13 protein-coding genes are annotated in these 8,102 nt (G+C 68.5%); 1 reads left to right on the forward strand and 12 read right to left on the reverse strand.

Annotation, left to right across the window (positions count from 1 at the left end):
- Positions 1 to 99: 99 nt before the first annotated feature.
- The 7 genes from Q0D57_RS12135 to Q0D57_RS12165 all read right to left on the reverse strand — a co-directional run bounded on the left by Q0D57_RS12135 (position 100) and on the right by Q0D57_RS12165 (position 4,243).
- Complete coding sequence (locus Q0D57_RS12135) at positions 100 to 783, reverse strand: magnesium chelatase domain-containing protein (protein ID WP_291043926.1); 684 nt, start codon at positions 781 to 783, stop codon at positions 100 to 102.
- Positions 783 to 1,145, reverse strand: a complete 363-nt coding sequence (locus tag Q0D57_RS12140) for a YraN family protein (protein ID WP_291043929.1) — start codon at positions 1,143 to 1,145, stop codon at positions 783 to 785. The genes Q0D57_RS12135 and Q0D57_RS12140 overlap by 1 nt, the downstream gene beginning before the upstream one ends.
- A 108-nt stretch (positions 1,146 to 1,253) precedes the next feature.
- Positions 1,254 to 1,577, reverse strand: a complete 324-nt coding sequence (locus Q0D57_RS12145; RefSeq protein ID WP_291043932.1) for a DUF2469 domain-containing protein — start codon at positions 1,575 to 1,577, stop codon at positions 1,254 to 1,256.
- 12 nt (positions 1,578 to 1,589) lie between these two features.
- Positions 1,590 to 2,327, reverse strand: coding sequence for a ribonuclease HII (locus tag Q0D57_RS12150; RefSeq protein WP_291043935.1), 738 nt, complete (start codon positions 2,325 to 2,327; stop codon positions 1,590 to 1,592).
- The gene (gene lepB / locus Q0D57_RS12155) at positions 2,327 to 3,145 is read right to left on the reverse strand and encodes a signal peptidase I (RefSeq protein WP_291043938.1); all 819 of its coding nucleotides are present in this window, start codon (positions 3,143 to 3,145) and stop codon (positions 2,327 to 2,329) included. The genes Q0D57_RS12150 and lepB overlap by 1 nt, the downstream gene beginning before the upstream one ends.
- A gap of 87 nt (positions 3,146 to 3,232) precedes the next feature.
- Positions 3,233 to 3,580 carry a 50S ribosomal protein L19 gene (rplS, locus tag Q0D57_RS12160; protein ID WP_259524857.1) on the reverse strand — a complete coding sequence of 116 codons (348 nt, stop codon included), beginning with the start codon at positions 3,578 to 3,580 and terminating at the stop codon, positions 3,233 to 3,235.
- Between the two features lie 150 nt (positions 3,581 to 3,730).
- Complete coding sequence (locus tag Q0D57_RS12165) at positions 3,731 to 4,243, reverse strand: hypothetical protein (RefSeq protein WP_291043942.1); 513 nt, start codon at positions 4,241 to 4,243, stop codon at positions 3,731 to 3,733.
- Between the two features lie 106 nt (positions 4,244 to 4,349).
- Here Q0D57_RS12165 and map point away from each other — a divergent pair, with 106 nt between their 5' ends.
- Positions 4,350 to 5,120 (forward strand): type I methionyl aminopeptidase, encoded by a 771-nt coding sequence (gene map / locus Q0D57_RS12170; RefSeq protein ID WP_291043945.1) that lies wholly within the window; start codon positions 4,350 to 4,352, stop codon positions 5,118 to 5,120.
- A 52-nt stretch (positions 5,121 to 5,172) separates the two neighbouring features.
- On the opposite strand, the gene trmD is transcribed toward map, so the two are convergent.
- The 5 genes from trmD to rpsP form a co-directional block, all read right to left on the reverse strand.
- Positions 5,173 to 5,895 carry a tRNA (guanosine(37)-N1)-methyltransferase TrmD gene (trmD, locus tag Q0D57_RS12175; RefSeq protein ID WP_291043952.1) on the reverse strand — a complete coding sequence of 241 codons (723 nt, stop codon included), beginning with the start codon at positions 5,893 to 5,895 and terminating at the stop codon, positions 5,173 to 5,175.
- A 2-nt stretch (positions 5,896 to 5,897) separates the two neighbouring features.
- On the reverse strand, positions 5,898 to 6,548 hold the full coding sequence (locus Q0D57_RS12180) for a DUF559 domain-containing protein (RefSeq protein ID WP_291044028.1): 651 nt from the start codon (positions 6,546 to 6,548) through the stop codon (positions 5,898 to 5,900).
- Between the two features lie 294 nt (positions 6,549 to 6,842).
- Positions 6,843 to 7,415: a ribosome maturation factor RimM gene (gene rimM / locus Q0D57_RS12185; protein ID WP_291044031.1), complete on the reverse strand. Its 573-nt coding sequence runs from the start codon at positions 7,413 to 7,415 to the stop codon at positions 6,843 to 6,845.
- Positions 7,408 to 7,644 (reverse strand): RNA-binding protein, encoded by a 237-nt coding sequence (locus Q0D57_RS12190; protein ID WP_291043955.1) that lies wholly within the window; start codon positions 7,642 to 7,644, stop codon positions 7,408 to 7,410. Before Q0D57_RS12190 ends, rimM begins: the two co-directional genes overlap by 8 nt.
- A 2-nt stretch (positions 7,645 to 7,646) precedes the next feature.
- A partial coding sequence (rpsP, locus tag Q0D57_RS12195) for a 30S ribosomal protein S16 (protein WP_291043960.1) occupies positions 7,647 to 8,102 on the reverse strand: 456 nt, incomplete at its 5' end.

An 8,102-nucleotide genomic window follows, 5' to 3' on the forward strand; every position in this document is an offset into this window, starting at 1 on the left:
CGAGCCCGGGCAGCAGCTTGGCGGGTTCGGGCAGGCGCTGCTTCCGCGCACATGTTTGACGGTAAGCCCCGCCGCTCGAATGCCTTCACGCATACATGGTTAAGGACGTACCCCCGGCGGACCGAGCATGAACAGGTGGTGCGCGCCCGCAGCGGCCACCACCAGCGCCTCGACGGCGTCGGGATTGCCCACGACGTCGGACAGATCGCCGACCTCCGTTGCAGGCACCGGCACGGCCTTCGGCACGATCGCCTCGAGCTCCTGCGGCTCGAGCTCTGCGCCGTGGCGGATGAGCGCCTCCCGGAGGGACGTGACCGTCTCGACCGAGACATCCGGGACCAGGCGCGCCTCGGCCTCGTTGCCCCGCGGCACGACGAACCGCCGATGCCCGGCCGCTCGCGCCGCCACGATGGCCGGGAGGACGCCCTGCATCGGACGCACCCGACCGTCGAGACTCAGCTCGCCGAGGTGCACGACGTCGGCGATGGCCGCGTGGTCGATCACGCCCTCGGCCGCGAGCACCGCCACCGCGATGGCGAGATCGTAGGTGGAGCCGTGCTTGGGCAGCGCCGCCGGTGAGAGGTTGACGACGATCTTCTTGGCCGGCAGCGGACTGCCGCCGTTGGCCGCGGCCGCCCGCACGCGGTCTTTCGCGTCGGAGAGCGCCGCATCCGGGAGCCCGATGAGCTGGAAACCCGGGATCGCATCGGCGATGTGCGCCTCCACCTCGACGACCGCTCCCGAGAGGCCGAGCAGCGCGACCGAGAGCGTGCGCGCCACCATCACTCCACCTCGCGCAGGTGCTCGATGTGGGGACTGGCTACCCAGCTCGGCGAGACGATCCCCACCACGTCGATGCGCCGGCGCACCGCCCGGAACTCCGGATGCTCCGCCGCCCACGCGGCCGCGAGCAGATGCAGCCGCTTGAGCTTGGCGGGGGTGATGGCCTCGAACGGATGCCCGTACGCGACCGACGACCGCGTCTTGACCTCGATGATCACGAGCTCGGGACCGTCTCTCGCCACGATGTCGATCTCACCCACCGCGCAGCGCCAGTTGCGCGCCAGGATGTCGAATCCCGACTCCGTCAGGTAGTCGACCGCGATGCCCTCACCGCGCCGGCCCAGTTCGTCTTTCGCCTTCATAGCTGCCTCCGCGACAAGAATGCGGGGCGGAAGGACCGGGTGAACCGGGGAGGCCGGATCTGTGGAGGGACGACCTAGAACGCGGAATTGTGGAGGAGAGGCGGAGGCCTACTCGTCGAGCGCGAGCTCCTTGGGCAGCTCGAAGTCCTTGCTCGAGAGCTCTTCGACGTTCACGTCTTTGAAGGTCAGCACGCGCACCGACTTTACGAAACGGTCGGAGCGGTACACGTCCCAGACCCAGACGTCGGTCATCGTGAGTTCGAAGTAGAAGTCGTGCTCCGTGTCACGGCGGGCCAACTCGACCTCGTTGGCGAGGTAGAAGCGGCGCTCGGTCTCGATCACGTACTTGAACTGCGAGACGACGTCGCGGTATTCGCGGTACAGCGCCAGCTCGACCTCGCGGTCGTAGTCTTCGAATTCGTCCTCGTCCATCGTGCGTCCAGTCTAGGCCGCAGAACCTTCGGCACGGGACGGGTCGCCGAAGAGCTTCGTGAGCCAGGTGCGGCGATGCAGATCGGTGGCGCCGCGCTCCAGCAGGGCGTCGCGGTGCTCCTCGCTCGCATAGCCCTTGTTGCGCGCCCAGCCGTAGGGCGGATGCGTGGAGTCGTGCTCGATCATGAGGCGGTCACGGGCCACCTTCGAGATGACGGATGCCGCGGCCACCGATGCGCAGTCGCGGTCGGCCTTGATCTGGGTGCGGATCGTCAGCGGTGTCGCGAGCGCCGGTGTGAGCCAGTCGAAGTGGCCGTCGAGGATGATCGTCGAGGCCATCACATCGACCCCCACCGCGTGCAGCTCGGAGAGGGCGCGCTTTCCCGCGAGGCCCAGGCACGCGCTGATCCCGATCCGGTCGATCTCGTCGGCCGACGCGTAGCCGACGGCATGCGCGACGCCCCACGACGCGGCGATCGGCGCGAGCTCCTCCCGGCGCGGCTCCGAGAGCATCTTCGAGTCGCGGAGACCCTTCGGCACCGACCGGGTGCGGCGCACGTCGATCACGCAGAGGCCGACCGCGACGGGCCCGGCGAGTGCGCCCCGACCGACCTCGTCGCATCCGATCACGAACCCGCTGTGCGGGAGCACGGCATCCGATGCCCCGGCACCGACACCGGCACCGGCATCAGCGGCCCCGGCCCGCACGAGTGCCCGCTCGAGCCTCAGGGTCGGATCCGCGACCGCCACTACTCCCCGCCCGTCGTCGTCGAGACCGGCGCCGGCTCGACGGCGTCGGCCGCATCCGGAACCGAGCTGAACACCGAGCCGTAGTTGTCGAGCCAGGTCCAGTGATCCACCGGCCAGGTCACGAGGATGGCGCGCCCGACGACGTTGTCGATCGGCACGAAGCCCTTGCCCGGCTGATCCTGGTTGAAGCGGGAGTCGGCGGAGTTGTAGCGGTTGTCGCCCATGACCCAGAGCGATCCCTCGGGCACGACGACGTCGAAGGACTCCTGGGAGACGGCGGAGACCCCGTCCGGCAGCTTGAGGTAGGCGGTCTCATCCAGCGGCACGCCGTTGACGGTCATCTGGCCGAGGGCGTTGCAGCACACGACGTGATCGCCCGGCAGCCCGATGACGCGCTTGATGAGGTGGTCGTTGGCGTCGTCGGCCGCAAGGCCGACCCCCTCGAGCACCCAGTCGAGGGCGGCGGCGACCGGGTTCTTCTCGGGCTCGGCGACCGCGGGGAGCCAGCCGCCCGGATCCTGGAACACCACGACGTCGCCGCGCTCGAGCGGGATCAGGCCGGGCTCGAGCTGGTTGACCAGGATGCGGTCGTCGATCTGCAGGGTGTTCTCCATCGACCCCGAGGGGATGAAGAACGACCGCACGAGGAAGGTCTTGATGAGCACGGAGGCGAGCAGGGCCACCACGAAGATGATGAGCAGGTCGCGGGCGAACAGCCACGCGCTCCGCTGCCGCTTGGACCGCCTCTGTTCGGCGGTGTCGCCCTCAGCCTGCTCGTCTGAGGGCACCCCGTTCTGGGGTGCTGTGATGTCTGTCATTTAACCGCCTGAGCTCCCGAACCACTGTAGTGGCCGGGAGCTCAGAATGCCTTTCATCGCACGCTCTGCATGCGGTGAATTCGGAGGCTACGCGTCGCGCTTCTCCTTGATCTTGGCCTTCTTGCCGCGGAGGTTGCGCAGGTAGTACAGCTTGGCGCGGCGGACGTCTCCGCGGGTGACGACCTCGATGTGGTCGATCACCGGCGAGTGCACTGGGAAGGTGCGCTCGACGCCCACCTGGAAGCTGACCTTGCGGACGGTGAAGCTCTCGCGGACGCCTTCGTTCTTGCGGGCGATGACGACGCCCTGGAAGACCTGGATGCGCGAGCGCGTGCCTTCGACGATGTTCACGTGCACCTTGACGGTGTCGCCGGCACGGAAGTCGGGGATGTCGCTCCGGAGCGACGCTGCGTCGACTGAGTCGAGGATGTGCATGGTTGTTCGCAATCTGCACCCGCCACAGGTCGAGCACGGCTTCGTTTGTCAGAAGTGGATGTGCCCGATGAACGCTGGCTCCCCTGTGGCAGAACCGGGCCGTGGCACAAGGGTCAATTGTGCCATAGAACTCGGGCGCGCCGCAAAGCGCTAGATACGCGGAGGGGTGCGGCCGTCGGCGGAGGTCTCGATGACGATGTACTCGCCGTCGATCCGGGTGGAGCGGGGCGGGGCCTGGAGTCGCGACGACTGCGCGTGCGCCTGGGCCTCGAAGCCCGCGAGGGCCGAGCGCACGCGCTTGCGGGTCTCGACCACGAGCTGCACGATGCCCGACCAGAACAGGGCGATGAGAGCGACCACCGAGAGGCTGCCGAGCACCGCGGTGGCGGGGGTGAAGAAGCCCACCGAGATGACGAGGCCGTGCAGCACGGTGAGCAGCGCCACGTCGAGCCAGGAGACGCACTTCTCGGCGCGCACGTCCTTCCGCGCGAAGATCAGTCCCGCGGTCGCGAGCATGCCGACCGTGAGCATCATGACGCCGACGATGAGGCCCAGGATCTGCCAGCCCGTCGCCGCGAAGACACCCCAGCCGACGAGGATCCAGGCCGGCAGGATGACTGCGGCCGGGAACTGCCAGTAGAAGAACGCACGACGGATGAGCACGACTCCAGAGTATTGAGCCTCTCCGCATGTTCGCTGAGACTCGGGTGTATAGGGTCTTCATGGGTGCCGTCACCGCGCATCCGGCAGTGTGCGGAAGGATTCCAGGATGATCGAGCTCAAGACCCCGGCCGAGATCGAGCAGATGCGACCGGCGGGCGCGTTCGTGGCCTCGGTGCTCACCGAGCTGGCCTCGAAGGCGGCCGTGGGCGTCAACCTCCTGAAGCTCGACAAGATCGCGCACGACATGATCAAGGCGCGCGGTGCGGAGTCCTGCTACATCGACTACCACCCCTCGTTCGGCGCCTCGCCCTTCGGCAAGGTGCTCTGCACGAGCGTGAACGACGCCGTGCTGCACGGACTCCCCCACGACTACGCGCTCCGCGACGGCGACGTGCTGAGCCTCGACTTCGCCGCCTCGGTCGACGGCTGGGTGTCGGACTCGGCCCTCACTGTGGTCGTGGGCACGCCGCGCTCTCCGGAAGACACGCGGCTGATCGAGGTCACCACCGCGGCCCTCGAGGCCGGGATCGCGGCGGCCAAGCCCGGCGGACGGCTCGGTGACATCTCGGCGGCCATCGGCGCCGTCGCATCCGAGGCCGGCTACGGCATCAACACCGACTTCGGGGGGCACGGGGTCGGCCGCACGATGCACGGCGACCCGCACGTGCCGAACCAGGGGCGCGCGAACCGCGGGCTGCCACTCCGGGTGGGACTCGTGATCGCGATCGAGCCGTGGTTCCTCGAGACCACCGACAAGATCTACACCGACAAGGACGGCTGGACGCTGCGGTCGGCCGACGGATCGGTGGGGGCGCACATGGAGCACACCGTGGCGATCACGGAGGACGGCCCGCTCGTTCTGACCGCGCGCGGCTAGCGCTACTCGTTCGGCAGGAGGTCGGCCCTACTCGTTCGGCAGGAGGTCGGCCCTACTCGTTCGGCAGCAGGTCGGGCGGGAGGAGGTCGGGGCGCACCGTGCGGGTGCGCTCGATCTGCTTGGCGCGGCGCCAGTCGTCGATGGCCTTGTGGTTGCCGCTCAGGAGGATCGGCGGCACCTCGAGCCCGCGCCAGGCGGCCGGCTTGGTGTAGCTCGGGTACTCGAGCAGGCCGTCCTCATGGGACTCCTCGACGAGGCTCTCCGGGTTGCCGACAACCCCCGGGATCAGCCGCCCGATCGCCTCGATCATCGCCATCACGGCGACCTCGCCGCCGTTCAGCACGTAGTCGCCGATGCTCACGAGGCGCACCTCTGCACGGGTGGCCGCGTGCTCGAAGACGCGCTGATCGATGCCCTCGTAGCGGCCGCAGCCGAAGACGAGGTGCTCGCGCTGGGCGAGCTCGCGCGCCATCTTCTGTGTGAAGACGGTGCCGGCCGGGGAGGGGAAGATCACGACGGGAGCGTCGTCTGCCGATGCCGGGACTTCGGTCGGCAGGATGCTGTCGAGCGCTTCACCCCACGGCTCCGGCTTCATGACCATGCCCGCGCCGCCGCCGTAAGGGGTGTCGTCGACCGTGCGGTGGCGGTCGTGGGTGAACTCGCGGAGGTTGTGCGCGGTGACGTCGAGCAGCCCCGTCTGGCGAGCCCGGCCGAGGAGCGAGATGTCGAGCACGTCGAAGAACTCGGGGAAGATCGTGACGACGTCGATGCGCATCCTCAAAGCCTAACGGCGAGGCCCTCCTTGACATGCCGGGGCGACCAGCGGTGCTCCTGCCGGCCGACGAGCCGACGGATGACTGCGATCACGCGCGGCCACTCCCCCATCACCTGGTCGTAGCTGAGGCGCAGGACGAGGCAGCCGCACTCGATGAGCGCGAGGTCGCGGGCCCGGTCGCGCCCGTAGGCCGCGGCGCCCGAGTGCCATTCGCGGCCGTCGACCTCGAGCACGAGGCGGTCGCCGATGAGGATGTCGACGCGACCGGCGCCCGGGATCTGCACCTGGGAGCGGTACGGGATGTTGTAGCGATGGAGGCCGAGACGGGCTTTCGTCTCGAGGCCGGAGGCGGCTCCTGGGTCGGTGAGATCGAGGAGAGCGCGGTACTTGGCCGGGAGATGCGCAGTGAGGAACTCGAGCTCGGTGCGGGAGATCCGGCCGGAGTGGAGGAGCGCCCAGGGGAAGGGGTCGACCGGGCCCTCGGGCTCCGGGAGGTCGGCGCGGTGGGAGCGGTGGAGCGCGATGCCGAAGCGCTCGGGGCGGCCGAGGGGGACGCGGCGGTCGTGCGGGGAGGAGAGGTTGTGGGCGGACGGGTCGACTCGAACATGCAGGCGCGAGTCATTCAGGCACCAGACACGCTCGCGTCTCAGCACGGACAAGCAGGCGAGTCGACCACCGACTCGAACGGCTTGGATCACATCCGATGGGCCGTCCGGCAGCGCCACCCAGCCGCGACGGAGGCGCAGAACCGACTCGCGCTCGACGGCGTCGTTGATTGTGGTGAGGGGGACTCCGCGGGCAACCAGCGCCGCTGTCGACGAAACACCACCGGAGCGATCGAGCTCGTCGATGAGGTGAGACATGCTCACCATTATTGCGTGCCGAGTATCGGTAGAAATGCAGAGGACCGACCCCGTATAGGGAGTCGGTCCTCTGCATTTCTACTGTTACTCGGCGGGGGGCGCCTCGGGCTCGTCCGGCAGCTCCTCGAAGAGGCCCGCGGGCGGCGTGACGGTGACGATTCCCGCCACGAGGTCGACTGACGGCACGATCTCCTTCACGAAGGGCACCATCACCTCGCCCGAGTCGGTCTTCACGATGAGCAGGTCCTGTGCCGGGAAGTGCTCCACGAGCTTGACCGTGCCCACCTGCTCGCCGTCGCGCTCCACACGGAGGCCGACGAGCTGATGGTCGTACCAGGCGTCCTCCTCATCAGAGGAGTCGTCGTTCGCCTCGAGGTCGATCCAGAGGATCGCCTTCACGAGCGCCTCGGCCGCCGAACGGTCCGAGACGCCCTTGAAGAAGCCCACGGGGTGGCTGTTGTACCAGCGCAGCTCCGCGAGTTCGAGGGTCTTGCCATGCCAGGGCGACGAGGTCGGCACCTGGAGGCTGAACACCGCGCCCGGAACGAAGCGTCGTTCCGGGTCGTCGGTGAACAGCTCGAGCTTGATCGCGCCCTTCAGCCCGTGGGCCTTGGTGAGGCGACCCACCCGCAACTGGGTCTTCTTGTTCTCAGTAATCGGTGTCCACCACGTCTACACGCACGCGCTTGCCATCGGCCAGCGCGGTCACGAGGGTGCGCAGCGCCTTGGCGGTGCGACCCGATCGACCGATCACGCGGCCGAGATCGTCGGGGTTCACGCGAACCTCGAGGACCTCGCCGCGCGGCGAGCTCTTCGTCACGACACGCACGTCGTCAGGATTGTCGACGATGCCCTTGACGAGGTGCTCCAGTGCGGGTGCGAGCAAGGTCAGGCCTTGTCTGCAGCGTCTTCGGTGGCCTCGACGGCCGCCTCGTTCGCCTCGGTGTCGGTCGCCGCGGCGGCCTCGGCGTCGGCAGCAGCCTCGGCCTCGACGACGGCGGGCTTCTCGGCCTTGGGCTTCAGCACGGGCTTCTTCTTCTCGTCGGCCACGAAGGCCTCCTTCTCGCCCTTGACGCGCACGGTCGAGACCGCGTCCTTGTCGCCCTTGAACTTGCCCCAGTCGCCCGTGAGCTTCAGGAGCGCGGCGACCTGCTCGGTCGGCTGAGCGCCGACGGAGAGCCAGTACTGCGCACGGTCGGAGTCGACCTTGATGACCGAGGGCTCCTCGGTGGGGTGGTACTGACCGATCTCCTCGATCACGCGACCGTCGCGCTTGGTGCGCGAGTCGGCGACGACGATGCGGTAGTACGGCGCACGGATCTTGCCGAGGCGCTTCAGACGGAT

Source organism: Herbiconiux sp. (assembly GCF_023264895.1).
In the GTDB taxonomy this organism is placed as follows: domain Bacteria; phylum Actinomycetota; class Actinomycetes; order Actinomycetales; family Microbacteriaceae; genus Herbiconiux.